Below are 24,085 nucleotides of genomic sequence, written 5' to 3'. Positions count from 1 at the left end.
CGGCGGCGCTAGCGGCCCCTGACGTGATCGACGAAGCTCCGGAGCAGCGGCCGCATCTGGCGGCGGCTCGGGTAGTAGAGGAAGAAGCCGGGGAAGGGCGGGCACCACGCGTCGAGGACCCGGATCAGACGGCCGGCCGCGATGTCGGCCGCCACCTGCGCCTCGAAGAGGTGGGCGAGACCGGCGCCGCCGCGCGCCGCTTCGGCCACCAGCCCGTCATCGTCGAGGACGAGGGTGCCGGTGACCGGGATCGACTGGGCGATCCCGTCCTTCTCGAGTTCCCAGAGGTAGAGGCCACCGCTCGGGAAGCGGCGCCGGACGCAGACATGCCGGTGCAGGTCCTGCGGGTCCGCGGGCGTCCCGTGGCGGGCGAGATAGTCCGGCGCGGCGACGATCGCGCCGCGCTGCGGCGGCCCGAGCGGCACCGCGATCATGTCCTGGTCCAGGCTCTCGGCGAAGCGGACGCCGGCATCGAACCCCTCGGCGACGATGTCGCGGAAGCCGTCCTGCGCGCGGATCTCGATCTCGACGCCCGGATGCGCGCGGGTGAACGCGACGGCGAGCGGCAGCAGCAGCATCTCGGCGGCCGACCGCGGCACCGAGATCCGCAGCGTCCCGGTGAGCCGCCGCTCCGCGGCGGTCGCCACCTCGACCGCGTCGGCGATCGCCGCGAGGGCGGGCTCGAGACCGTCGAGCAGGCGCTGGCCCGCCTCGGTCGGGGCGACGCTGCGGGTCGTCCGCGCGAGGAGGCGCACGCTGAGGCTCGCCTCCAGGCCGTTGATCGCGTGGCTCACCGCCGAGACCGAGAGCCCGAGATCGCGTGCGGCGCCGCGGAAACTCCGGCGCGCCGCGACCGCGGCGAAGAGCGACAGGGCGGGGAGGTCGGCGCGTCTCACTGTTGAGCCGCATAGAACAGCCTGCGCCGCAGGTCACGGATTATCGCCGCCGTCGGCCCGTGCGAAGTCCGGGCCGCATCACGGGAGGCCCGCATGGATCACCGTCGACTCGGAACCGAACTCACCGTCTCCGCCCTCGGCCTCGGCTGCATGGGCATGAGCTACGCCTATGGCGGCCAGCCCGAGGGTGAGGCCACCGCCACGCTGCGCCGCGCCGTCGACCTCGGCATCAACCTCTTCGACACGGCCGAGATGTACGGCCCCTTCGAGAACGAGAAGCTGGTGGGCAAGGCCCTGGCGCCGGTCCGCGACCGGGTGATCATCGCCACCAAGTTCGGCTTCAAGATCTCCGAGACCGGCCAGGGTCCCGACCGGATCATCGGCGTCGACAGCCGGCCCGAGCACGTCCGGGCGGTCTGCGACGCCTCGCTCCGGCGCCTCGGCGTCGACGTCATCGACCTGTTCTACCAGCACCGGGTGGATCCGGCGGTGCCGATCGAGGACACGGTCGGCGCCATGGCCGATCTCGTGCGGGCCGGCAAGGTACGGGCGCTCGGCCTGTCCGAGGCCGGCGCGGCCACGATCCGGCGGGCCCACGCGGTCCACCCCATCGCCGCCGTGCAGAGCGAGTACTCCCTCTGGAGCCGCGATCCCGAGGCCGAGGTGCTGCCGACCTGCCGCGAACTCGGGATCGGCTTCGTGCCGTACAGCCCCCTGGGGCGCGGACTCCTGACCGGCGCGATCCGCGACCGCGACAGCCTCGCCGCCGACGATTACCGCCGCACGATGCCGCGCTTCGCGGCGGAGAACCTCGCGGCCAACCAGCGGCTGCTCGACACGCTCGCCGCCCTGGCGCGCGACAAGGGCGTCACGCCGGCCCAGCTCGCCATTGCCTGGGTGCTGAACCAGGGCGACTTCATCGTGCCGATTCCGGGCGCCCGCAAGATCCGGAACCTCGAGGAGAACGCGGCGGCGGCCGGTCTCGTCCTGGCCGAGACCGACCTGCGGGCCATCGCGGACGCGATGCCCGCCGAGGCGGTGACCGGCGACCGCTACGGTGCCGCCGGGCTGGCGATGGTCGGTCTCTGAACCGTCAGAGCGCCGCGATGGTCTCGGCCATCGCGCGCGCCCGCGGCACAAGGCTTCCCACCTCCAGGTACTCCTCGGGCGAGTGGGCCTTGCCGCCCACCGGGCCCACGGCGCAGAGCGTGGGGCACCCGACGCTGGCGGTGAAGCCCGAATCGGCGCAGCCGCCTGCGAACTCGCCGGTGACGGGGTTGCCGCCCTCCGCGCTCACCCTTGCGTAGGTGTCGAACAGCGCCCGCGAGGCCTCGTCCTGCACGAGCGGCAGGAACTCGCCCTTGATGGTGAGATGCGCGGTCGTGTCCGGCACCGTCGATCCGGCCACGATCGCGGCGATCCGGTCCATGGCGGCCTCGCGGTCGGGCGGGGTCACGTAGCGCAGGTCGATCTCGCAGGTGACCCGGGGCGCCACGGTGTTCACCGACTGGCCGCCGGAGACCAGGCCGACATTGACCGTGGTGCCGCGGTCGAGGTCGGTCAGCGCGTGGAGCGCGACGGTCTTGTGGGCGAGCTCTAGGATGGCGCTGCGCCCGTCGGCGTAGTTGCCGCCGGAATGGGCCGCCCTGCCGAGCACCTCGAGGTGCATGAACACCCCGCCCTTGCGGCCGGTGACGACGTTGCCGGTCGGCCGCCCCGGCTCGGAATTCAGCACCGCGCGGGCGCCCCGGGCGGTCTCCTCGATGATCGGCCGGCAGGCCGGCGAGCCGATCTCCTCGTCGCTGGTGAACAGGCCGACGAGCGGCACCGGCGCGCCGCCGGCGCGGTGATAGGCGGCCAGCACGAAGGCGTTCATCACGAGGCCCGCCTTCATGTCGGCGACGCCCGGCCCATAGGCGCGGCCGTCGGCGACCCGGAACGGCCGGCGGGCCGGCTCCCCCTTCGGGAAGACGGTGTCGCGGTGGCCCATGAGCACGACCGGCCGGTTGCCGCCGCCCGATCCGGCCACGCTCGCCTTCAGCGCGTCGCCGTAGCCGTCGACCGGGATCGTGGTCACCGGGATGCCGTGGCCGGCGAGGAACTCCGCGATGCGGATGCCGACCGCGTCGACGCCCGGCTTGTCGTAGGAGCCGGAATCGATGTTCACCAATTCCTCGAGGAGCGCCAGCATCGCGCCCTCCTGCCCGTCGAGCCAGCGGAGGACGTCGGTGTCATGGGCGGTCATGGGGGCCTCATACCGGGGTCAGCAGGATTGCGCAGACCGTCTTTGCGAGCGCAGCGAAGCAACCCAGCGTCGCGCAACCTCTGGCAGCATAGCGCAGACTGGATTGCTTCGCTCCGCTCGCAAAGACGGCGCCGCTTCCGAACCGGACGTGGGTGTGATCGGCGACGGCTATTCCACAGTGACCGACTTGGCGAGATTGCGGGGCTGGTCGACGTCTTTCCCCATGAATACCGCCGTGTGGTAGGCGAGCAGCTGGATCGGCACCGCGTACACGATCGGCGCCACCGTCGGGTCGAGCGCCGGCATGGTGAAGGTCGCGAGCGTGTCGAGCCCGTGCTCGGCCGCGCCCTTGGCGTCGCCGATCAGCACGATGCGCCCGCCGCGGGCGGCCACCTCCTGCATGTTCGAGACGGTCTTCTCGAACACCGCGTCGTGCGGCGCGATCACGATCACCGGCACGCTCTCGTCGATCAGCGCGATCGGCCCGTGCTTCAGCTCGCCCGCCGCGTAGCCCTCGGCGTGGATGTAGCTGATCTCCTTGAGCTTCAGCGCGCCTTCCAGCGCCATCGGGTAGCTGGTGCCGCGGCCGAGATAGAGCACGTCCCGCGCCTTCGCGACCTCCCGGGCCAGACCCTCGATCGCCGCCTCGTGGGTGAGCGCCTCGGCCATCAGGCCCGGCGCCTTGATCAGGCCGTCGATCAGCCGCCGCTCGCCCGCCGCGTCGAGGGTGCCGCGCGCGCGGCCCGCCGCGATGGCGAGGCAGAGCAGCACGGTGAGCTGGCACGAGAACGCCTTGGTGGAGGCGACGCCGATCTCCGGCCCGGCCAGCGTCGGCATCACCACGGAGGATTCCCGCGCGATCGTCGAGGTCGGCACGTTGACCACGCTCAGCGTGTGCTGGCCCTTCGACTTCGCGTAGCGCAGGGAGGCCAGCGTGTCGGCGGTCTCGCCCGACTGCGAGATGACCAGCGTCAGCCCGTCCTTCTCCAGCGGCGCCTCGCGGTAGCGGGCCTCGGAGGCGACGTCGATCTCCACCGGCAGGCGCGCCACCTGCTCGAACCAGTACCGGGCGACGAGGCCCGCGTAGTAGGCCGTGCCGCAGGCGGTGATGTAGACGCGGCTGAGCTTGGCGAAGTCGAAGGGCAGCGCCTCGGGCAGCGCCACCCGCCCCTGCGCCATGTCGACGTAGTGGGCGAGCGTGCGGCCCACCACCTCGGGCTGCTCGTGGATCTCCTTGGCCATGAAGTGGCGGTACTCGCCCTTGTCGATCCGGTAGGCCTGCGTGGCGATCGTCTGCCGGGCGCGCTCGACCGTGGCGCCCGACGCGTCGCGGATCTCGGCGCCGCCGCGGGACAGGATCGCCCAGTCGCCCTCGTCGAGATACGTGATCGCGTCGGTGAACGGCGCGAGCGCCAGGGCGTCGGAGCCCAGGTAGGTCTCGCCCTCGCCGAAGCCGATGGCCAGCGGCGCGCCGTGGCGGGCCCCGATCAGCAGGTTCTCCTCGCCGGAGAATAGGAAGCCCAGCGCGAAGGCGCCGCGCAGCCGCGGCAGGGCGGCGGCCACGGCCTCCACCGGCCCCATCTGCCGGTCCATGTTGCGGCTGACGAGCTGGGCGACGACCTCGGTGTCGGTCTCGGTCTCGAAGACGACGCCGTCGGCCTCCAGCTCCTGCTTGAGCTCGCGGAAGTTCTCGATGATGCCGTTGTGCACGACGGCCAAGCGCTTGGTGGCGTGCGGGTGGGCGTTGGTCTCGTTAGGCCGGCCGTGGGTGGCCCAGCGGGTGTGGCCGATGCCGATCGTGCCGGTGAGCGGCTCCTGGGCGAGCCTGGCTTCCAGGTTGACCAGCTTGCCCGAGGCCCGGCGCCGCGCCAGCCGGCCGTGCTCCAGGGTGGCGATGCCGGCGGAATCGTAGCCGCGGTACTCGAGCCGCCGCAGGGCCTCGATCACCTGCCCCGCCACCGCGTCGCGCCCGACGATGCCGACGATGCCGCACATAGGAGTGTCTCTCGCTGTCGCGCCCGGATGGCCACGCGCAGGTCGTGCGCAAGGTCCGGGCCGCCCCGCGCCGTGCGGGGCCGAGCGGGACTTCTACCGGATCGGCACGGCGCAGGGCCAGCCCCGCCCGCGCGGCGTGCCCGGCCTCACGCCTTGCCGCGCCGCGCCTTCTCGGCCTGCAGCGCCGCGCGCTTCTCCCCGGCCCAGCCCGGCTTCACCGCCTGCCGGCCCCGGGCCACCGCCATGGCGTCCGCCGGCACGTCGTCGGTGATCACCGAGCCGGAGGCGACGTAGGCCCCCTCCCCCACCGAGACGGGGGCGACCAGGGCCGAGTTCGAGCCGATGAAAGCGCCCGCGCCGATCGTGGTCCGGTGCTTGAGCACGCCGTCGTAATTGCAGGTGATCGTGCCGGCGCCGATATTGGCCTTGGCGCCGACCTCCGCGTCGCCGAGATAGGTGAGGTGCGCGGCCTTGGCGCCGGCCCCCATCCGGGCGTTCTTCAGCTCGACGAAATTGCCGAGCTCCGCGCCGGCCTCCAGAACGGCGTGGCCGCGCAGCCGCACGAACGGCCCGATCTTCACGCCCGCCTCCAGGCTGGTCTCGGTGAGATGCGCGAAGGCCCGCACGGTGCAGCCCTCCGCGACCCGCACGCCGGGGCCGAACACGACGTTGGGCTCCACGATCACGTCGCGCCCCAGCACCGTGTCGTGGCTGAGGAACACCGTCTCGGGGGCGATCAGCGTGGCGCCGCCCAGCATGGCGCTGCGGCGCAGCTGCGCCTGGATCGCGGCCTCCGCGACGCTGAGCTGCACCCGGTCGTTCACGCCCTGCGCCTCGGCCTCGTCCACCGGCACGACCGTGACGGGCAGCCCGTCGGCGACCGCGAGCGCGACCGCGTCGGGCAGGTAGTACTCGCCGGCGGCGTTGTCGTTGCCGATGCGGGTGAGCAGGGCCAGGGCGTGCCGTCCGGCGAGCGCCATCAGCCCGGCATTGCACAGGGTCACGGCCCGCTCGGCCGCGCTCGCGTCCTTCTCCTCGCGGATGGCGAGCACGCGGTCGCCCTCGGTCAGCACCCGCCCGTAGCCGGAGGGTGTCGCCGTCTCGAAGGCCAGCACGGCCACCGCGGCGCCGTCGGCCAGGGGCGCGCGGAGACGCAGGAAGGTGTCGGCCGAGACGAGCGGCGTGTCGCCGAAGGCGATCACCACGTCGTCGTCGGGGTCGGTCAGGATCTCCCGGGCCGCCAGGACCGCATGGGCGGTGCCGAGGCGCTCGGCCTGCGGGAAGACCCGGGCGCCGGGGGCCGCCCGCGCGATCTCGGCGGCGACGTCGTCGCGGCCGGGCTCGGCCACCACGGCGATCCGGCCCGCGCCCGCCGCCTGGACGGCGGCCAGGACGTGGCCGAGCATGCTGCGCCCGGCGATCCGGTGCAGCACTTTCGGCAGGTCCGAGCGCATCCGCGTGCCCTTCCCGGCCGCGAGCACGATGGCGGTGAGGCTGCGCGAGGGCGTTCCGGTCGGGGTCATCGCGGGTCCAGGCATCGATCGAGGGCCAAGACGGATGGGCCGGACGGGCGCCCGGCGCAACCCCGTCCGGGCCGATCAGCGCAGCGCCAGGGCGACGTGCTGGCCCGAACCGTGGGCGAAGCGCTCCCGGCGGCGCTCGATCGAGCTCGGGATCCGCAGGGATTCCCGGTACTTCGCCACCGTGCGCCGCGCGATGTCGACGCCCTCCCCGCGCAGCTTCTGCACCAGGGCGTCGTCGGACAGCACGTCGTCCGGCGTCTCGCCGTCGACGAGCTGCTTGATGCGGTGGCGCACCGCCTCGGAGGAGTGGGCGGCCGCGCCGGCCGCCCCGGGGATCGCCGCGGTGAAGAAGTACTTCATCTCCAGGGTCCCGCGGCTCGTGCCGATGGCCTTGTTGGAGGTGACCCGCGAGACGGTCGATTCGTGCATGCCGATCGCCTCGGCCACGGTCTTGAGGTTCAGCGGCCGCAGGTGCGTGACGCCGTGGACGAAGAACCCGTCCTGCTGGCGGACGATCTCGGTGGCGACCTTCAGGATGGTGCGGGCGCGCTGCTCCAGCGAGCGGGTCAGCCAGTTGGCGTTCTGGAGAGCTTCCGACAGGAAGGCCTTGTCGCCCTCCGCGGCGGCGTTGCGCGAGACGCGGGCGTAGTAGCTCTGGTTCACCAGGACCCGGGGCAGCGCCTCGCTGTTCAGCTCGACCAGCCAGGAGCCGTCCGGCGCCGCGCGCACGAATACGTCCGGGACCAGGACCTCGACGGCGCTCGACCCGAAGGCCCGGCCGGGCTTCGGATCCAGGCGGCGGATCTCGCCCAGCATGTCGACGAGGTCCTCGTCGTCGACGCCGCAGAGCCGGCGCAGGGCCGCGAAGTCGCGCTTGGCCACGAGGTCGAGCCGCGAGACCAGCGCCTGCATCGCCGGGTCGAACCGGTCGCGCTCGCGCAACTGGATCGCGAGGCACTCGGCGAGGTCGCGGGCCGCGATCCCGGGCGGGTCGAAGGTCTGGACCAGCGCCAGCATCCGGCCGACGAGGGCCGGGTCGGCGCCGAGCCGCTCGGCCACGCCCTCCACCGTCTCGCGCAGGTAGCCGGCCTCGTCGACGGCGTCGATCAGGAAGCCGCCGATCAGCCGCTCGGCCGGCTCCCGGGTCGCGAGGTCGAGCTGGCCCGCGAGGTGCTCGCGCAGCGAAGTCTCGGCCGTGAGGGTCGCCTCGAAATCGGGCGCCTCGGCGTCGAAGCTGCCGCCGGTGCTGCCGTAGGGCGGCGGCGTCAGCGAGAGCATGTCGCCCCCGCCCGCCTCGCGCGCCTGGACGGGGCTCTCGTCGGGGAAGACGTTGTCGAGGCGCGTGTCGAAGTCGCTCTCGATCTCGCCGCGGCTCGGGTTGAGGTCGGCCGAGAGCCACGAGTCGGGCTCCGGCGCGTCGAAGCCGTCGGCCCCCGCCTCCTCGGCATGGCTGCCCGATTCGGCGGTGTCACCCGCGGCCGGCAGGTCCGGCTCGGCGCGCTCCAGCAGCGGGTTGCGTTCCAGCTCGGCCTCGACGTAGGCCGAGAGATCGAGGTGCGAGAGTTGGAGAAGCTTGATCGCCTGCAGGAGCTGCGGCGTCATCACCAGGGCCTGGCCCTGACGCACTTCCAGCCGTTGCACCAAACTCATGCGAGGCCCCGATGCCCTTCCGGCGCGGTTCGCCAGCCGGAGCCACGCTGCTCACGGCATGGTTCTTGCTTGCTCCGTCGCACTTTCTGTAACGCGATCCGACCCGCGCGTCAAAGCGCGACCGTGCACGCCGTTGTTGGCAAGTGCTCGGCGCTGCGGGACGCGCAGCGTTCCAGTCAGATCCCGATCCGCCGCCCGGCAGTCTGAGGGCAGATCTTAAAGGAAGGTTTGCGCAATCATCCGCGCGCATTTGCCAGGACATCCGAAATCCGCCGGCAAAGCTTTGTCTGGTTGCAGACGCTTCCCCCGCTAGATGCAATATCCGCTCGCTATTCCGTGTTGATCCGAGCATGGCTCGGGGGTGCGCCGCGGTTCCCGCACGAGAGCCGCTGCGCGGAGGTCGATTTCTGCGTACGCGTTTGCCGATGCCGCATCAGAACCGCCTTCTGGCCGCCCTATCCGAGGCGGACGGCGCACTGCTCGGGCCTCATCTGGAGGCGATCGACCTGCCCCTCGGCAAAGTGCTCGTCGAGCCGGCCGCCGCGATCCCGCACGCGGTCTTCATCGACACCGGCCTGTGCTCGGTGGTGTCGACTCTCGCCGAGGGCGGCCGGATCGAGGTCGGCCTGTTCGGACGCGACGGCATGGCCGCACCGGCGCTGCTGCTCGGAACCGACACGATCCCGTACCAGATTTTCATGCAGGTCGCAGGCCGAGGGCGCCGGATCTCCGTGCCGGCCCTGCGCGACGCCCTGAAATCCAGCCCGTCGATGCGCAACCTGCTGCTGCGCTACGTCCAGACCTTCCTGGTCCAGGTCGCCCAGACCGCGATCGCCAACGCGGGCGCGCCCGCCGAGGAGCGGCTCGCGCGGTGGCTCCTCATGTACCACGACCGGCAGGACGGCGACGACCTGTCGGTGACGCACGAGTTCCTGTCGATCATGCTCGGCGTGCGCCGCCCGACCGTCACGGTCGCGATCCACACTCTGGAGGGCGCCGGCCTGATCCGGGCCCGGCGCGGCCGGATCCGGGTCCTGAGCCGCACCCGCCTGGAGGAGGCCGCCGGCCAGACCTACGGCCCGGCCGAGGCCGAGTACGAGCGCCTGATCGGCCCGCTGCGGCGGCCTCAGAGCACGCTGGCGTAGGGGACTTCGGCCACCACCGCGCCGGCCTCGTCGGTGATGACGAAGGTGTCGGCGCGCCAGCCGCGCGGCGCGCCGTAGACGTGCGGCAGCCGGCGCATCTCGCGCAGGATGTCGCGAGCGAGGTGCTCGGCCGCCGTCCGATCGGGCAGATCGTCGCCCTCCCGATCGGCGATCAGCGTGCCGTGCCGCCGGACGTTGAGGAAGAAGCGGGGCAGGTGACATCCCCTTCGAGGATCGGCCAGCGGGGCCTTCGGGGCGCCCGCCGAAGACCGCGTGCCGCGCCATCGGGAACGGCGTCGCGGGCCTGAGCGGCGTGTCGGATCGGCGCGAACCACGCCGCGCGGGTTACCGGCCGCCGAGTGTCCGCCGAGACGGGCGGCCCGCGCAAGGGCAACCCGAGCGAGGGCAACCCGCGCGAGGGCGGCTGCGGCAGTTCGCGCACCGACGGGTACCGGGCCGACCGCGCCGGCCATATCGTACTTTCGTGCAGAGGGTTCGGGGCCGGATCAGTCCGGCCGCACGCGCGGCGTCTGTCCACACTCATACATTTTTCTGAGGGCGGGTGGATCGCGGCCCGCGCGGCCGCGTTCTTCGCGCGGTCGCCGCGGCGCGAGGATCCGGCGGCCCGTCGCGCGAGGCCGTGCGGCGCCCACACACAGGTTAACGACACCGCTCAGGTCGCGGCGCACGCTCCTCAGCTGGCCGTGAGGTTCTGCGCCATGCGCTACTTCACCGATTTCACCGACGACCGCGGCCTGTCCCTCGACGAGGAGGGGCTGCCCTTCGCCGATCGTCACGAGGCGTGCCTGTCGGCGACCGAGGCCCTGATCGAGGCCGTGCATGACCGGCTCCGCGTCCGGGCGGACCGACCGGCCCCCGGAGATGCCGGCCTGGTGCTGGAGGCGCGGGTCCGCGACGCGACCGGCAGCACGGTCTTCCGCGCCCGCCTCACCCTCGACCTGGACTGGCAGCCCTCCGACGGCTGAGCGCGGGCCCTACCAGCCGCAATTGGGGATCGGCGGCTGCGCTTTGGCCATGGCCGACTTCTCGATCGGCACCATCGCGCCCCAGGCGTATTTCTGGGCGTGGGGCGTGACGTTGGCGAAGAGGCAGCCGAGCTGGAAGTGGGTCGCGCCCATCTCGCCCGCGAAGCCCATGCAGTCCAGGAAGGTCCAGGTCTTCGGCACCGGGGTCATGGACCGCCAGCGCGGCATCGCCACGGGCGAGCAGACTTTGACCGCCCCGGTGCCGTCGTCGGCGTTGAGCGCGTCCCCCTGGCTCTGCGCCGCGGAGGGGGCGAGGCCGAGCAGGAGGATTGCCGCGAGAATCGCTCGGCCGGGGATCTGGGCGTGTCGGCTCATCGGGTCAGCGCATCGTCCACCACAGGGCCGCGAGGATCGCGAAGCCGAGAACGTTGTAGAGGATCGCCCAGATCCAGACACCCAGGACGGCGCGGCTCGGCTGCCGCGGTCGCGACCGGCCGGGGCGCAGGCGGTTCCGGTCCTCCGGAGTCGGCCAGATCGCCGCCTGGGGCGCCTTGAGGAGCCGCGTCAGCACCTCCGGGAGGTGCGGGCCGGGCGGTGTCTCGCCGGTCATGGCGGTCTCCGATGCGACGATGGGCGGGTCCGGGGCGGAACCGCCCGGAGCCGGACCGGTTCGGGCGACGGGCCGTCCGGCGACGACCGCCGCTCACAGTACCGTGCTGGGTGCCTGCGGGTAGTATTGGTAGGCCCAGGTCTCCGAGAGCAGCCTCTCCCCGGACTTCAGCTGCAGACGCATCTCCACCGGATCCGGACCCTCGGCGTAGACCTTGAGAAAGACCCGCCAGGGGCTCGGCTTGCCGTAGGGCGCCCAGGTGGCGCCGACTTCCTCCACGCTGCCGCGCGACAGGGTGAGCGCGACCGTGGCCTTCTCGGGATCGAGGCCCGACAGGGCCGCGCCCTCGAATTCCAGCACGAACTGCCGCACGAGGTTGGCCCGGCCCGGGCGTCTGTCGGCATCCGCGAGCCACGCGGCCTTGGTGGCCCGGGTCGCGACGCACCGGGCGAGGTCGGTGGCGACCGGCTCCTTGACGGTCCAGCGCAGCCGGTAGGCGAAGCTGCGGTCCGACCCGGCCTGCGGCGCGTCGTCCGGCACCCAGAGAGCGACGATGTTGTCGTCGGTCTCCTGATGGGTCGGGATCTCCACGAGCTGGACGCTGCCGCGGCCCCAGTCGCCCTGCGGCTCGACCCAGATGTCGGGACGGTTCTCCTCGAAGCCGTCGTCGATGTAGTTCTCGTAGGCGCGGTCGCGCTGGAGCAGGCCGAAGCCCTTCGGCGACCGGTCGGCGAAGGCGCTGACGCTGAGGCGGGGCGGGTTGTTGAGCGGCCGCCAGATCAGCTCGTCGGCGCCGGTCTGCATCAGCAGCCCGTCGGAATCGTGCACCTCGGGCCGCCAGTCGCTCGCGAGGAAGCGGCTCATGCCCTCCGAGTACCACAGCATCGAGGTCAGGGGCGCCATGCCGAACCGCTCGACCGCCTTGCGCATGTAGACCGTGCAGGCGACGTCGATGACGACGTGCGGCTCCTTCCGGGCGACGAACCGGTAGGCGCCGGTGAGGCTCCGGCCCTCGAGGAGCGCCAGCACGGTCACGGCGCCGTCCGCGGCCGGGCTGACGTAGAAGCGCGTGAAGACCGGGAATTCCTCGGTCTTCCCGGGCCCGGGCGCCGTGTCGATCGCGATGCCCCGGGCCGAGGCCCCGTACTGGGCTCCGTCCCCGGCGGCGCGGAAGTACGACGCGCCCAGGAAGGCCAGCCAGTCGCCGTCGTCGCCCGGCTGCCCGGCGGGCGCCTTCTGGAACCGGAACCCCGCGAAGCCCGCCCCGTCCGGAACGTCCTTGGCCGGGTTGCCCGGCGGGTAGGTGAACAGGTCGTGGCTGTAGAGCACCTCGCGGGCCTGCCCGCCCTCCAGGGCGTAGACCTTCACGGGATGGCGGAAGAAGTTGCCGAGGTGGAAGAAGGTCACCGGGTACGGGCTGTCGGCGAACAGGGCGTGGCCCGGCGGGTAGCGGATCTCCTGGAGCGGCCCGTAGGTCAGGGCGTCGAGGGCCGCCGAGGCGGGCGCCTCCGGGGGCGGCGCGTAGGGCCGGTCCCGCAGCGTCCGGGCGAGATCCTTCAGCCGGTCGAGGTCCATGGGCTCGGGCGGTGCGAGGCGCGGCCCGCCGCCGGCGGCCCGGGCGAGGCCGGGATACGGCGCGAGGGCGAGGAGCCCGATGGCGGTCAGGACGCGGCGCGTGATCAAGCTGGAACCCCCGGATTCGGTCGGGCCTCGCGACCCGCGCCGCCCTCTAGCCACGCCGGCGCGGCGGCGCAATTTCCCGGCCGCGGCTCAGCTCCGCGGACCGCAGTTGCCGGTGCTGCCGTCGGTCGTCCAGAGGTTGGCGCCGCCCCCCGGCGGGCACTGCCCCGGCAGCGCCAGGGTGATCAGCTTCGCGAAGGTGTTGGCCTCGTCCTCGCCGTAGCCGATCTCGCCGACCATGCGGCCGGTCCTGTCGAACAGCGCCACGGTGGCGGAATGCTCCATCGTGTAGTCGCCGTCCTTGGTCGGCACGCGCTTGTAGGCGACGTGGTAGGCGTCGGCCATGCGGGCGACCTGCTGCGGCGTGCCGACGAAGCCGCGGATCCGCGGATCGAACGAGGCCAGGTACGCCCGCAGGGTGTCGGGCGTGTCCCGCTCCGGGTCGAGGGTGACGAAGACGACGTTGAGGCGATCCGCGTCGCGGCCCATCCGGCCGAGGGCCGACGCCAGGGTCGCGAGCGTGGTCGGGCAGACGTCCGGGCAGTGGGTGAAGCCGAAGAACAGGACGGACGGCTTGCCGCGGAGATCGGCCTGGGTCACCGGGCGGCCGTCGAGATCCGCCATCGTGAACGGGCCGCCGACCTTCCGGGAATGGCTGAACCGCGATCCCTGCTGGAGGACGATCGCCCCGGTGCCGGTAGCGATCACGGCGACGAGGGCGGCGGAGGCGATGAGGGCGAGAGGGCTCGGTGCCATGCTGTGACCTGCGACGGCGCGTCGGGGTGGCCGGTATCGATGCCGCCAATATGGGGTCCGTGTCGACAGGCGTGAGGCCGCGGCCTCCCGTGCGGGGCCGGACCTGGAGAGGCGACGACGTCAGGAACACGCCTGGGAGCGGCCGGTTGGCCAGGGTACGGGCGCTCGCGCCATCCGGCGCCGGGACACTCGGGCCGCGGGCCCGACCGTCCCCTCCGCGACCGTGCACGGGAGCCGCCCCAGATGGCCCAGCAGATCCCCGTCGACCCGCAGGCCCGGGCCGACGATCCCCGCCGCGACGCCGAGCGGGACGACGCCACCCACGCCATCGCCGATGACGTCGCCTATCAGCGCCACGTCCTGGTCAACGTCGTGTTCGTGGGGCCCCCCGGCGCGGGCGACCGGGGTTGGGTCCTGATCGACGCCGGCGTGATGGGCGCGAAGCGCGGGATCGAGGCCGCGGCCCGGGCCCGCTTCGGCGAAGGCGCCCGGCCGGCCGCGATCGTCCTGACCCATGGCCATTTCGACCATGTCGGCGTCCTGGAGGACCTCGCGGAGGACTGGGACGTCCCGGTCTACGTGCACGCCCTGGAGCGGCCCTATCTCGACGGCAGCGCCGCCTACCCGACGCCGGATCCGAGCGTCGGCGGCGGGCTCCTCGGCCGCCTGTCGCCGCTGTTCCCGACGAGCCCGGTCGACGTCTCAGGGCGGCTCCGCCTCCTGCCGGAGGACGGTTCGGTGCCGCCCCTGCCCGGCTGGCGCTGGATCCACACGCCCGGCCACGCGCCGGGCCACGTCTCGCTCTGGCGCGAATCCGACCGGACGCTGATCGCGGGCGACGCCTTCATCACCACGGCGCAGGAATCCGCCTACGCGGTCGCGACGCAGGCGCCGGAGTTGCACGGGCCGCCGATGTACCTGACGATCGACTGGCCGGCGGCGCGCGCGTCGGTGCGGGCGCTCGCCGCGCTCGCCCCGGAGCGGGTTATCACCGGACACGGCCGGCCGCTCCAGGGCGCCGAGATGCGCCGCGCCCTCGACGCCCTGGCGGCGGACTTCGACCGGGTCGCGGTGCCGGAGACGGGCCGGTTCGTGGAGCACCCGCTCGGGGCCGCCGACGGCTCCGCCTACAGGGCGCCGCGCTGACCGACGTGATGCGGCCGCGCGGGCGGAATCCCGCGCCTCACGAGGCCCGCGCGAGATCCTGGAACGGGGCCGGGGATCGCACGGCGGCGAGCACGCCGTCCATCTCGGCCTTCGGCATGGCGTGGCCGAACAGGTAGCCCTGGCCGAAATGGCAGCCCTGTTCGGAGAGCCAGTCGAGGCTGGCGTCGGTCTCGATCCCCTCGGCGGTGGTGGAGAGGCCGAGGCTCGCCCCGAGCTTGATGATGGCGTCGACGAGCTTCGCCCGCTCGTCGCTCATCGTGATGGCGTCGACGTAGCTGCGGTCGATCTTCAGCTTGTCGAACTTCAGTTCGCGCAGGTGGTACAGGCTGGAATAGCCGGTTCCGAAATCGTCCAGCGCGATGCGCACGCCGAGTTCGCGCAGCGACAGCAGGGTCGTCCGGGTCGCCTCCAGGTCCTGGATCAGGGCGCTCTCGGTGATCTCGACCTCCAGGCGCTGCGGCGGGAAGCCGGTCTCGGTCAGGATCCCGAGGATGCGCTGGGCGAGCCACGCGTCCTGGAACTGCTGCGGGGCGATGTTCACCGCGAGGATCAGGTGCGGCGGCCAGGCCCGGGCATCCAGGCAGGCGCGGCGGATCAGGCTGTAGCTGAGATCCGCGATCATCCCGGTCTCCTCGGCCACCGGGATGAACTCGCTCGGGCCCACCACCCCGCGCGTCGGGTGGCGCCAGCGCGCCAGGACCTCGACCCCGACGATCTCCTTCTCGGGGAGCGACACCACCGGCTGGTAGAAGGGCTCGATCGCGCCCGTCTCGATGGCGAGGCGAAGTTCCGTCTCCATGCGGGCGCGGGCGCGCAGCTCCGCGTCCATGGCGCTGCGGAAGAAGCGGACATTGCCGCGCCCGTCCTTCTTGCCCTGGTACATGGCGAGGTCGGCCGCGTGCAGGATCGCGTCGGCGTCCCCGTGCTCGGCCGACACCGCGGCGACGCCGACTGTGGCCCCGACCTTCAGGTCGTTCTGGCTCCACGTCACCGGCTCGGCGATGCGCGCGATGACCGCCTGGGCGAGGCGCCGCAGCGCCTCGCTCTCGTAGCGGAGCGGGACCAGCATGGCGAACTCGTCGCCGCCCAGACGGGCCGCCAGGCCGCCCGACGGCACGAGCTGCTGCAGACGCTCGGCCACGGCGCACAGGACCGCATTCCCGGCCGCGTGGCCGTAGAGGTCGTTGACCGGCTTGAACCGGTCGAGGTCGATGAGGAGCACCGCCGCGTCCGCGGCGCCCGGCGCGTGCGCCCGTTCCACGGCGTCGATGAAGCGGCGACGGTTCGCCAGACCGGTCAGCCCGTCGTGCCGGGCGATCGCCTCGGCCTGCGCGGCGGCGGCGGCGCGCTCGAGCATGAGCCGCCGGAGGATGATCGATTTGCGGATGCTGGCGCCCCACTGCGCCACGCCCATGCAGGCGGCGAGCAGCAGCAGGTCCGTGAGGTTGTAGGTGGCGACGACGCTGTTCAGATACGCGAAGGTCCCGAGCGTGACGCCGACGAACCAGATCCCGACGCCGATCACGAGGAGGCACAGGGTCTCGTACAGCTCGCCGCGGCCCCAGGCTCTCGACGTCTCGATCGGCATGGTCAGGACCCGGTTTCCAACGTCAGAGCGAAGCATGCCGTCCGCTCACGCGCTGTAGATCAGCTCCGGACGCGGCAGCTTCTCTACATCTTTACGGGTCTTTGTCTTGGTTTAATTTGGATTAAATCGCGCCGCCACGCTGCGCGCGGCTCGGGGGCGCCGGTATGTTCCGTCGCGGTAAGAGATGGACAGGGCCGCGCCGTCACGCCTCGTCGACGGCGTCCGGACGCTGCGCGGCCGAGCGGCTCTCCTGGAGGGTGGCGGCGGCCTTGACGATCGACAGGATCCCGCCGCGGGTCGTCTCGTCGGTGATGCTGGTGAAGGCCAGGACGAGTTCCATGACCTTCGGATCCTCGAACAGGGCCGCGGGTCCGACGCGTCCGCCGCCGTTGTCCCGCGGATCCGCGAAGAACGTGTCCACCGGCACCCTCAGCAGGTCGGCGATGGCCTGAAGACGCCCTGCGCCGATGCGGTTGCGCCCCTTCTCGTACTTCTGAACCTGCTGGAAGCTGACGCCGATGGCCTGACCGAGATCGGTCTGGCTCAGGCCCTGTGCCACGCGGAGCGCCGCGATGCGGCCGCCGATCGAGCGATCGGTCTCGGTGGCGGACTTGGGCTTCGGGGAGGACGACATCGAACGGAAACCTTCAGCATGCGGGATGAGTGGCACTTACCCAGAGTCGCGGAAAAAAACACAACCGAAAACTGCTTAGCGCACCAATAAGTTGCGCAATTCCTAGTTGCACTGGACGCATGGCTTGGCTGTTGGTTGTACGCCCAGGGACGGTGAAACCGCAATGGTCAACTGTATCCGTCACGCAGCGCACAGACGGTTTCCCTCCTGCGCCTGTCTTCGCCGGCTACGGCAGCCTCTCAGTCGCCGTGCGCGACGATACATCGGAGATCGGTCGAAGGGGTGGTAAAGTACCGAGGCCTCCGATCGTCGTGGCGGACGGTGACGGATATGTGATGCGGCCGGCATTGTGATGGGACTGCGGCCGCGGGTCTCCATCAAGACATCGGCGATGCAATTCACCGGCGCGAATGTCGCGGCCGGTGGGACACACACCCCTGTTTCCGACATCGGGCCGCGTCTATCGCCGGCCTAAACACTTTAAGTCCCGGTCGAGAAAATCTATGAAATGATGTATTCACCGGCCAGGCTCGACGGTAGAGTCGGTCTCCCATCACAGCGCCCTCGTCGATGACCGACCTTCTCGTCACCCTCCAGGAGCCAGCCGAACCCGCCGGGCAGGCCGGGCCGGGATCCGAGACGTCGGCCCTGCGCGCGCATATCGCGCGGATTCTGCGCAGGCTGCCTCCCGCCAAGGCGACGAAGACGACCTGACCTCGACCGCCGGGAACGGCGCCGCGACCTGCCCGGACGGATCATCCGCTCGGGACGGGCGCCCGGTCCGGACGCCCCTCCTAGGCGACGGCCTCCAGCGGCTGCGGCCGGGCGCGGACGCGATCGAGGATGTCGAGGGTGCGGATGCTGTCCGCGAGCGGCATGATCGGGCTCTCGCGGGCGCCGGCGAGCAGGCAGCGATGCACCTCGTCGATCTGATGCCGCAGCCCGAACCCGAGGTACGGCGTCGGGATCAGCGCGACGCGGCGGAAGTCCAGCGGCTGCAGGAGGCGTTTCGCGAAGGCCAGTCGGTCGACGGCCTGGCGGCGCGGCGGGGCACGGTCGGCGGGCGCCGGCGCGGCGGCGGTGCGCACGCGCGTGAGGAAGGGCGGGCACAGGAACTGCCGGTGCAGGTGGATGCGGCCGCGCGTGCCGACGATCACGGCGGCGTTGTCGGCCTCTCCGGTCGAGCCGCAGCTCAGGGTCGCGGTCCTGGCGTTCCAGCCGAGCGCGAGCGCGGCCTGCTGCGCCGCCGCACCGCCCCGATCGAGGCCGACGCCCGAGACCTCCGTGGGTGCGCCGAACAGGTGGAGCGCCAGCGACACGGGGTAGACCCCGAGATCGAGGATCACCCCGCCTTCGGCCGGATCGTCCGTCCGTCCGGGCGGGTTCAACGCGCGGGGGAAGAACAGGCGGGCGTCGAGATGCAGGGGATCGCCGATCTCTCCCGCCTCCAGCATCGCCTTAGCCCGCACGACGCCGGGCGTGAAGCGCATCCACATCGCTTCCATGCAGAAGACGCCCTTCCGCCGCGCCGCCTCCGCGATGCGCCGCGCCTGCCCGCCCGAGAGCGCGATCGGCTTCTCGATCAGGACCGACTTGCCGGCCTCGATGCAGGCCAGCGCGCTGTCCATGTGGTCGCTGTTGGGCGTGGCGATGTAGACGACGTCGATATCCGGCCGCGCGGCCAGGGCCTCGACGCCGGCGACGGCGGCCGGCGCGCCGGACGCCTGAGAGAAGGCCGCGGCGAAGGCCTGGGCGCTCCCCGTGCTCCGCGCCCCGACGGCTGTGAGGCGCGCGTCCGGCCGCCCGAGAAGGTCGCTGACGAAGCGCTGGGCGATGACCCCGGTGCCGAGGACGCCCCACGAGACGGTCTGTGCCATGGCTAGAACCTGGATCTCAGCTGGATCACGGCGCCGCCGCCGGCATTCTGCATGGCGAGCGCGATCTCGGTGATGTGCAGCACGAACCGCGCCGGGAGCGGCGCCGGAACGCCCGCCCGGATCGCCGCGGCCTGGGCCGCGGGTCCGCGGGCGAAATCCATCTGCGACGGGTAGCTGGGCAGCTTGCCCCCGAAGCGGGGAGTCGGCAGCTTCCGACCGAGGAAGATCCGCCCGGGCAGGTAGCGCTGGATCCGGTGCAGCAGCCGGCCGAGCCGCCCGGGCGCCTCGCCGCTCGGCGAACGGAGATAGACCGGGCCCTGGCTGGCCCACGAATCGGTCACGGTCAGGACGCCCCGGTCGCCGATGATGTGCAGGGAGCGGTCCTGCGGCGCGACGAGGCCGCAGGTGATCCGCGCGACGACGCCGGATCGGAACTCCAGGCACGCTGTCGAGAAGTCGTTGGCGACCGAGTCCGGGGGCTGGCCGGTGCCCTTGTCTGGGTACAGGCGCGACGCGAAGGCAGTCATGCGCTCGACCGGGCCGAACATCAGGCTCATCCAGGTCAGGTAGTAGCCGGCGTGCTCCAGGGTGCAGCCGACCCGGTACTCGTCCTCGGCCGGCCAGGGGGCGCCGGTCACGCTCCGCCATTCATGCACCGGCTCCTGGAACACCGGCCCGTCCTCCAACTCGGCGTAGACGAGCCGGACCGACCCGACCTGGCCGGACGCGACGGCCTCCCGCACGGTCGCGCCCGCCTCGCCCAGGATGCTCGCGGGCGCGCCGCTCAGCGAGAGGCCCTTCGCCTCGGCGAGTTCCACCAGCGCTTCGGCCTGGGCGTACTCCATGGCGAGCGGCTTCTCGGAGTAGACGTGCTTGCCGGCCTCCAGGGCGGCCTTGGTCACGACGTAGTGACTGTGCGGGTTGGTCAGATTCAGGATGAGGCCGATCTCCGGCTCGGCGAGCAGGGCCTCGAGGCTGTCGAAGGCGCGGGCGTTGTAGTGACGGCAGAAGACGGCGCGCCGCTCCGGGTCCCGGTCGTAGACGCCGGCGAGGCGCAGTTCGGGGTGGTTCACGAGGGTCGTCATGTAGAAGTCGGCGACGTAACCGCAGCCGACGATCCCGATCTGCATCTCTGTCCCTGAAGGTCATCCGCACCGGATTCGGGTCGTAGCGGCAGCGCTCCGTTCCGCGCCTTCATCCATTGGGCGTAGGATCGACGCGCCGAGAGCTCAGCGACGCTCTCCGGCGCCCGAATTCGGCGCCCATGTCTCGGCAGTACACGGCGCTCGGGCCGCAGGCGCTGACGCTATTCGGTCGAACGCGCGTTTAACGCTCCGTTTACCGTACGGTCCGACAGTTCCGGTGCAACCGGAGCCCCGTGGACAGCCATGCTCGATGTCGCCTTCTGGTGGTGTGTGGCCGTGGCTTTGACCGGATCGGTCGGCCTCGTCGGCCTGGCCATCGTCGCCGGCCGGAGCGGCCGCTCGCAGCCGCGCGGCCTCAAGCTTACCCGGACCGAGCCCCTCGTGCTCCGTCACTTCGGGCGCGCGTAGGTCGGCATTCGACCGGCACCGGCCGAGTATCCGGCGTCTCAGATCTTTAAGTTCGCGGTCGGGTCGGGTTCCCGCCGGGAAGATCCGTCGTGCCCAGGTCGCGCGAGGATCCCTGACCCTCAACCGGTTCACCCCGGTCGACGTAGCCGTCGGGCACCACCGCCTGGGATCCCTTCGATGGAAGGCGGGTCGGGATCGGGCCGGTCGCGGTCACCGGAACGGACGTAACCGAGGTCGTCGACGGCAGGATCGCGTGCCTCCGGGTGCCGCTCGACCCGCCGACCGGTCGGGCTTGCCACGGTGCGACATCACCGTTTCCGCGGGTTCGATCTCAGGTGAGCCGCTTCCCTTCGCGGCGCCGGACGCTGCCGGTGTCACGTCAGGGACAGCGATCGAGGTCTGGCCGCCTCACGATCTCACCCGGAGCACGATCTTGCCTCCGAGCCGACCCTCCTCGGAGCGCGCGTGGGCGCTGGCGACCTCGTCGAGGGGAAACTCCAGGCCGACTCGCGGCACCACGAGGCCGCGCTCGAGGAGGCGCGTCACGGCGTCGAGCTTGCGGCCGTCCTGGCGCGAGAAGACGAAGTGGTAGGTGGCGTTCCGGCCCCAAGCGTCGATGAGGTTCTGAGGCGTCGCGGTGTCGACCAGGGTGACGACGCGCCCGTCCTCGCGGAGGATGCGCGGGGAGCGCGCGAGCGTGTCGCGGCCGATCGTGTCCAGGACGACGTCGACGCCCCTGCCCTCGGTCAGGCGATCGACGGCGTCTACATAGTCCTCGCGCTCGAAATCGATGACGGCGGAGGCGCCGAGCCGCTCGACGCGCGCCACGTCGCTGCCGCGCGCCGTCGCCAGGACCCGTGCCCCGATGGCCTTCGCGACCTGGACGGCGATCGCCCCGACGCCCCCGGCACCGCCGTGGACGAGGACGGTCTCTGTGACCTGCAATCGGGCCCGCTCGACCAGCCCTTCCCAGACGGTCACGCCGACGAGGCTGACGCTCGCGGCCTCGGAATGGGTGAGGTTGACCGGCTTGCGCGCGACGATGCCGGCATCCGCGACGTGGTACTCAGCGTACGATCCCGGACCGCCGAAGATCCGCGGCGTGTAATAGACCTCATCCCCCGCGCGGAACTCGGTCACGTCGGATCCGACCTGGTCGACGACGCCGGACACGTCGTGCCCGATGATGGCCGGCAGCGCGACCTGAGCGGCGTAGTCGCCGCGGCGGATCTGGCCGTCGAGCGGGTTGATCGACGTGGCATGCACGGCCACGCGGACCTGCCGGGGTCCCGGCCGAGGGTCTGGCAGCTCCCGGAGCTCGAAGCTGTCCGGCCCCCCGAACTTCGTCAACACCATCGCCTTCAAGAGAGCCTCCCGTCCTGACCGGCCAACCTTGTGTCAGCCGGGCTGCGGGATGACGAACGCGTTCTCCTCACGAGGCCGATGAGCTACGTTCAGCCATGACGATGCGGAGATCGCTTCCTCCCCTCGCGGCGCTCCGGGCCTTCGAGGCGGCCGGGCGCCGCCTGAGCTTCCGCGCTGCCGCCGACGAGCTGGGTGTCACGGCGACCGCCATCAGTCATCAGATCCGGCTTCTCGAGCAGACCCTGGGGCTGCGTCTCTTCCACCGCGAGACGCGCCGGGTCCGGCTGACCGCCGAGGGCACCGTTCTCCTGCCCGTGCTGCGCGACGGTTTCGACGCGTTCGCCCGAGCCATCGATGAGATCCGCGGCCGGCACGCGGCCGGCGTTCTCACGCTCTCGGCCCCGACCGCCTTCGTGGCGAAGTGGCTCGTGCCCCGGCTCGCCGACTTCCGGGCCGCGCATCCCGGTTGCGATCTGCGACTGCACGCGTCCGACAGCCTGGTCGACTTCGCCCGCGACGGCGTGGACGTCGCCGTCCGATACGGGCCCGGTCCCTATCCCGGCCTCGACGCGCACAGGCTGGTGGTCGACCGGGTCGCACCCGCTTGCAGTCCGCGTCTCGCCATTCGATCCGAGAGCGATCTGGCCCGCCACCCCCTGCTGCACTTCGAGTGGCCCGACCTGACCGACGAGACGCCGACCTGGCCGGCCTGGCTGCGGAAGGCCGGGATCACCGATATCGATGGCGGTGCGGGCATCCGCTTCAGCGACGAAGGTCACGTCATCCAGGCCGCGATCGCCGGTCAGGGCATAGCGCTGGTCTCGGTCGTACTGACCGCCGACGACCTAGCGAGCGGCACGCTGACTCAACCCTTCGGCCCCGTCCTCGACGCGCACCCCTACTGGGTCGTCCACCCGCGACATCCGGCCCAGGCGGGACGCGTCGGGGTGCTGATCGACTGGCTGCGCAACGCAGCCATCCGGTGACGCAGGACCATGTGGCGAGGTCTGTATGACGGTTCGCGAGCGGCCATCCGTCGGCGGTTCGGAAATCTTTGTTCGGGGCGGGACCCGGCATCTCGACCATGAGGTGGCGACCGTCCGAAGCGTTGGCCCAAACTCCCTGCTCGATCGCAGTGCTCGTCGTGGAGCGTAATTTTTGCCGATCGCCGGTAAATCTCGGCGTCATAGCAAGCCTAAACCCAGTGTCCGGTAAAACCGAAGCTTAAGTCAGAATGACAGGCGATGCTGTGTCGTAAAGGCGTGGATGAAGACGTTCGACGGGACCTGTTGCAAGCCCGCCAAGGCGGTCAACGACGAAGGAGTGTGAATCTGAGATCTTTCGCGATCGATCGCCATCGTGGACGGCCGTTGTGAACCGCCCGATAGGTTCCACCGGCGACACGTGCCGACAGGCCCTGGAGTGCCTCCAGGCGCGTCTCAGTTCGATAGATCGCTTCGCGCTTCTCGAGCTGGTCAAGCGCGCTGCGAAAGAAAGCGGCCGCCCTTGCCCGATCGAAGAGTGGAAAATGCTCAGCCGTCGCTTCCGGAAGCCGCTCGACGATATCGATCATGGCGGTCGTGGCTTCCCTGTAGGGATCCAAGCCCCCAGCTACCGTCCTCCGACCCGCGCTCCGCTCGCGCTCACCGTGTCCGAACAGATTATGGGCGTGCTGCCGATAGCGGACCAGGGGTACATCGATCTCGACGGTCTGACCGACGACTTGCGCCAGGAACATTACCCACCGGTCGTGAGCGATCATCTCGCTGGGGACAATGAAATCGATGAAACGGTCATCGACATCCCACAGATCCAAGAGTTCCCGTCGAAAGACAATCGAAAATCCGAAGAACGTCAACCACGGATCGTAGGTGAGCGGTTTTCTGAGGCCGGTACGATGAATGCCTTGCCGAAAGACGCCAAGCTCGCGATTGCTGGAGTCGATAGTGACGGCCGTATGGGCGATCATCGAGACGCTGCGATCGTCCAGATAGGGCGAGCAAAACTCGATCTTCTTCGTGTCCCAGATATCGTCCTGATCGCAGAAGGCGACGAATTTTCCACGCGCCAACCGAGCGGCTCTCAAGAAATTGCTTCGAAAGCCGAGCGCGGGCACGTTCTCATGGATTTTGAATTCGATTGCGCTGCCGCAAGAGAAATTTCGGACAATTTCTAGCGTGTCATCCGTAGACGCATCGTCGGAAACGATGATCTCAAGAGGATTTACTGTTTGCCCGACGAGAGTTTCAAGCTGTTCGCGGATAAATCTCGATCCGTTATGCGTGGCAAGAACAACAGAAACACCATGTTCATATCGCATGATGATGTCCTGACGAAACGGATTGCTATCTTCTGCGGTCGGAGCAACAATCAGACCAACTCTCGGTCACGGGTGGCCTCTCGAGTTCTTGCTAT

23 protein-coding genes are annotated in these 24,085 nt (G+C 71.0%); 7 read left to right on the top strand and 16 right to left on the bottom strand.

Annotation, left to right across the window (positions count from 1 at the left end; translation table 11 throughout):
- Positions 1 to 8: 8 nt before the first annotated feature.
- Positions 9 to 896 carry a LysR family transcriptional regulator gene (locus H288_RS0123610; RefSeq protein ID WP_020095053.1) on the bottom strand — a complete coding sequence of 296 codons (888 nt, stop codon included), beginning with the start codon at positions 894 to 896 and terminating at the stop codon, positions 9 to 11.
- A 93-nt stretch (positions 897 to 989) separates the two neighbouring features.
- Here H288_RS0123610 and H288_RS0123605 point away from each other — a divergent pair, with 93 nt between their 5' ends.
- The gene (locus H288_RS0123605; RefSeq protein WP_020095052.1) at positions 990 to 1,985 is read left to right on the top strand and encodes an aldo/keto reductase; all 996 of its coding nucleotides are present in this window, start codon (positions 990 to 992) and stop codon (positions 1,983 to 1,985) included.
- Positions 1,986 to 1,989: 4 nt separating this feature from the next.
- Here the strand turns inward: H288_RS0123605 and H288_RS0123600 are convergent, their stop codons facing one another.
- From H288_RS0123600 to rpoN, 4 genes are all read right to left on the bottom strand, one after another.
- On the bottom strand, positions 1,990 to 3,141 hold the full coding sequence (locus tag H288_RS0123600; RefSeq protein WP_020095051.1) for a M20 family metallopeptidase: 1,152 nt from the start codon (positions 3,139 to 3,141) through the stop codon (positions 1,990 to 1,992).
- Between the two features lie 168 nt (positions 3,142 to 3,309).
- Positions 3,310 to 5,136, bottom strand: a complete 1,827-nt coding sequence (gene glmS / locus H288_RS0123595) for a glutamine--fructose-6-phosphate transaminase (isomerizing) (RefSeq protein ID WP_020095050.1) — start codon at positions 5,134 to 5,136, stop codon at positions 3,310 to 3,312.
- 146 nt (positions 5,137 to 5,282) lie between these two features.
- Positions 5,283 to 6,659, bottom strand: coding sequence for a bifunctional UDP-N-acetylglucosamine diphosphorylase/glucosamine-1-phosphate N-acetyltransferase GlmU (gene glmU, locus H288_RS0123590; RefSeq protein ID WP_020095049.1), 1,377 nt, complete (start codon positions 6,657 to 6,659; stop codon positions 5,283 to 5,285).
- Between the two features lie 75 nt (positions 6,660 to 6,734).
- On the bottom strand, positions 6,735 to 8,309 hold the full coding sequence (rpoN, locus tag H288_RS0123585; protein ID WP_026605226.1) for an RNA polymerase factor sigma-54: 1,575 nt from the start codon (positions 8,307 to 8,309) through the stop codon (positions 6,735 to 6,737).
- Positions 8,310 to 8,734: 425 nt separating this feature from the next.
- Between rpoN and H288_RS0123580 the strand changes: the two genes are divergently transcribed.
- On the top strand, positions 8,735 to 9,454 hold the full coding sequence (locus tag H288_RS0123580) for a Crp/Fnr family transcriptional regulator (RefSeq protein WP_020095047.1): 720 nt from the start codon (positions 8,735 to 8,737) through the stop codon (positions 9,452 to 9,454).
- On the opposite strand, the gene H288_RS35725 is transcribed toward H288_RS0123580, so the two are convergent.
- Complete coding sequence (locus H288_RS35725) at positions 9,436 to 9,789, bottom strand: hypothetical protein (RefSeq protein WP_020095046.1); 354 nt, start codon at positions 9,787 to 9,789, stop codon at positions 9,436 to 9,438. The genes H288_RS0123580 and H288_RS35725 overlap by 19 nt on opposite strands.
- Before the next feature lie 384 nt (positions 9,790 to 10,173).
- On the opposite strand from H288_RS35725, the gene H288_RS0123570 reads away from it, so the two are divergent.
- Positions 10,174 to 10,440: a hypothetical protein gene (locus H288_RS0123570; RefSeq protein WP_020095045.1), complete on the top strand. Its 267-nt coding sequence runs from the start codon at positions 10,174 to 10,176 to the stop codon at positions 10,438 to 10,440.
- 9 nt (positions 10,441 to 10,449) lie between these two features.
- Here H288_RS0123570 and H288_RS0123565 read toward each other — a convergent pair whose 3' ends face one another.
- The 4 genes from H288_RS0123565 to H288_RS0123550 form a co-directional block, all read right to left on the bottom strand.
- Positions 10,450 to 10,815 (bottom strand): hypothetical protein, encoded by a 366-nt coding sequence (locus tag H288_RS0123565; RefSeq protein WP_020095044.1) that lies wholly within the window; start codon positions 10,813 to 10,815, stop codon positions 10,450 to 10,452.
- Positions 10,816 to 10,819: 4 nt separating this feature from the next.
- On the bottom strand, positions 10,820 to 11,050 hold the full coding sequence (locus H288_RS0123560; RefSeq protein WP_020095043.1) for a hypothetical protein: 231 nt from the start codon (positions 11,048 to 11,050) through the stop codon (positions 10,820 to 10,822).
- A 93-nt stretch (positions 11,051 to 11,143) separates the two neighbouring features.
- The gene (locus H288_RS0123555; protein WP_020095042.1) at positions 11,144 to 12,733 is read right to left on the bottom strand and encodes a glucan biosynthesis protein; all 1,590 of its coding nucleotides are present in this window, start codon (positions 12,731 to 12,733) and stop codon (positions 11,144 to 11,146) included.
- An 87-nt stretch (positions 12,734 to 12,820) separates the two neighbouring features.
- Positions 12,821 to 13,486, bottom strand: coding sequence for an SCO family protein (locus H288_RS0123550; protein WP_020095041.1), 666 nt, complete (start codon positions 13,484 to 13,486; stop codon positions 12,821 to 12,823).
- 243 nt (positions 13,487 to 13,729) lie between these two features.
- On the opposite strand from H288_RS0123550, the gene H288_RS0123545 reads away from it, so the two are divergent.
- Positions 13,730 to 14,632 carry an MBL fold metallo-hydrolase gene (locus H288_RS0123545; protein WP_020095040.1) on the top strand — a complete coding sequence of 301 codons (903 nt, stop codon included), beginning with the start codon at positions 13,730 to 13,732 and terminating at the stop codon, positions 14,630 to 14,632.
- Positions 14,633 to 14,669: 37 nt separating this feature from the next.
- On the opposite strand, the gene H288_RS0123540 is transcribed toward H288_RS0123545, so the two are convergent.
- Entirely contained in the window at positions 14,670 to 16,277 is a 1,608-nt protein-coding gene (locus H288_RS0123540; RefSeq protein ID WP_106735940.1) for an EAL domain-containing protein, read from the bottom strand.
- 166 nt (positions 16,278 to 16,443) lie between these two features.
- Positions 16,444 to 16,875, bottom strand: coding sequence for a helix-turn-helix transcriptional regulator (locus H288_RS0123535; protein WP_020095038.1), 432 nt, complete (start codon positions 16,873 to 16,875; stop codon positions 16,444 to 16,446).
- Positions 16,876 to 17,445: 570 nt separating this feature from the next.
- Here H288_RS0123535 and H288_RS35235 point away from each other — a divergent pair.
- Complete coding sequence (locus H288_RS35235; protein ID WP_020095037.1) at positions 17,446 to 17,589, top strand: hypothetical protein; 144 nt, start codon at positions 17,446 to 17,448, stop codon at positions 17,587 to 17,589.
- A gap of 80 nt (positions 17,590 to 17,669) precedes the next feature.
- Here the strand turns inward: H288_RS35235 and H288_RS32770 are convergent, their stop codons facing one another.
- Both H288_RS32770 and H288_RS0123520 read right to left on the bottom strand, forming a co-directional pair.
- Positions 17,670 to 18,752 carry a Gfo/Idh/MocA family oxidoreductase gene (locus H288_RS32770; protein ID WP_020095036.1) on the bottom strand — a complete coding sequence of 361 codons (1,083 nt, stop codon included), beginning with the start codon at positions 18,750 to 18,752 and terminating at the stop codon, positions 17,670 to 17,672.
- Between the two features lie 2 nt (positions 18,753 to 18,754).
- A complete protein-coding gene (locus H288_RS0123520) occupies positions 18,755 to 19,882 on the bottom strand; it encodes a Gfo/Idh/MocA family oxidoreductase (RefSeq protein WP_020095035.1) in 1,128 nt (375 codons plus the stop codon).
- Between the two features lie 258 nt (positions 19,883 to 20,140).
- Here H288_RS0123520 and H288_RS35720 point away from each other — a divergent pair, with 258 nt between their 5' ends.
- Positions 20,141 to 20,305 carry a hypothetical protein gene (locus H288_RS35720; protein WP_020095034.1) on the top strand — a complete coding sequence of 55 codons (165 nt, stop codon included), beginning with the start codon at positions 20,141 to 20,143 and terminating at the stop codon, positions 20,303 to 20,305.
- A gap of 408 nt (positions 20,306 to 20,713) precedes the next feature.
- Here H288_RS35720 and H288_RS0123510 read toward each other — a convergent pair whose 3' ends face one another.
- Positions 20,714 to 21,670 carry a zinc-dependent alcohol dehydrogenase family protein gene (locus H288_RS0123510; RefSeq protein ID WP_020095033.1) on the bottom strand — a complete coding sequence of 319 codons (957 nt, stop codon included), beginning with the start codon at positions 21,668 to 21,670 and terminating at the stop codon, positions 20,714 to 20,716.
- A 95-nt stretch (positions 21,671 to 21,765) separates the two neighbouring features.
- Here H288_RS0123510 and gcvA point away from each other — a divergent pair, with 95 nt between their 5' ends.
- On the top strand, positions 21,766 to 22,656 hold the full coding sequence (gene gcvA / locus H288_RS0123505; protein ID WP_020095032.1) for a transcriptional regulator GcvA: 891 nt from the start codon (positions 21,766 to 21,768) through the stop codon (positions 22,654 to 22,656).
- 323 nt (positions 22,657 to 22,979) lie between these two features.
- Here gcvA and H288_RS0123500 read toward each other — a convergent pair whose 3' ends face one another.
- Entirely contained in the window at positions 22,980 to 23,990 is a 1,011-nt protein-coding gene (locus H288_RS0123500) for a glycosyltransferase (protein WP_081636527.1), read from the bottom strand.
- Between the last annotated feature and the right edge of the window lie 95 nt (positions 23,991 to 24,085).

It is taken from the genome of Methylobacterium sp. 285MFTsu5.1, assembly GCF_000383455.1.
Lineage (GTDB): Bacteria > Pseudomonadota > Alphaproteobacteria > Rhizobiales > Beijerinckiaceae > Methylobacterium.
This window is presented reverse-complemented; position numbering and strand designations above follow the sequence as displayed.